The 891-nt window shown below is 69.8% G+C and carries 1 protein-coding gene; it reads left to right on the plus strand.

From position 1 onward, the window contains the following. Window positions 1–891 (plus strand): condensation domain-containing protein (locus ABD323_RS41970; RefSeq protein WP_344447328.1); only part of this gene is annotated, 891 nt, incomplete at both ends.

Here is an 891-nt window from a genome sequence, read left to right on the forward strand (position 1 = left end):
GGTGCTCGGGGTGGAGTTGTCGCTGCGTGCGCTGTTCGAGGCGCCGACCGTGGCCAGGCTTGCGGCCAAGCTGTCCGGCGCTGGTACGGCCCGGGTGGCTTTGCGGGCCGGTGAGCGCCCCGAGCGGGTGCCACTGTCGTTCGCGCAGCGTCGTCTCTGGTTCGTCGGGCAGTTGGAGGGCTCGAGTGCTACCTACAACGTGCCGGTCGCGTTGCGTCTGTCGGGTGAGGTTGACGAGGCGGCGCTGGGTGTGGCCCTGCGGGATGTGCTGGGGCGGCACGAGGTGCTGCGCACGGTGTTCGCCGCTGACGAGAACGGCGAGCCCTACCAGCGGATCCTGAGCCTGGAGGAGCTGGACTGGGAACTGGAGATCTCGGAGGTTTCCTCGGCGGACCTCGCCGGTGCAGTGGCCGTTGCTGCGGGGTACGCCTTTGACCTGGCGGCTGAGGCTCCGGTGAAGGCGTGGCTCTTCAAGGCCGGGTCCGGCGAGCGCGCCCTCGTCCTGACTGTCCATCACATCGCTGGTGATGGTTGGTCGATGGGTCCACTGGCGCGCGATGTCTCCGCTGCGTATGCGGCGCGCACCGAGGGGAAGCAGCCCGAGTGGGCTCCCCTGCCGGTGCAGTACGCGGACTACGCGTTGTGGCAGCGTGAACTGCTCGGTGACGAGCAGGACCCGGAGAGCCTGCTGTCGCGCCAGGTGGCCTACTGGCGTGAGACGTTGGCGGAAGCACCCGAGGAGCTGGAGCTGCCGTTCGACCGGTCTCGTCCGGCGGTGGCGAGTTACCAGGGGTACCGGGTGCCGCTGGAGCTGTCGGCCGAGGTCCACGCGCAGCTGGTGGGGTTGGCGCGGGCCGAGGGCGCGACCGTGTTCATGGTGCTGCAGGCCGC

The sequence above is a fragment of the Kitasatospora nipponensis genome (genome assembly GCF_039528135.1).
Classification (GTDB): domain Bacteria; phylum Actinomycetota; class Actinomycetes; order Streptomycetales; family Streptomycetaceae; genus Kitasatospora; species Kitasatospora nipponensis.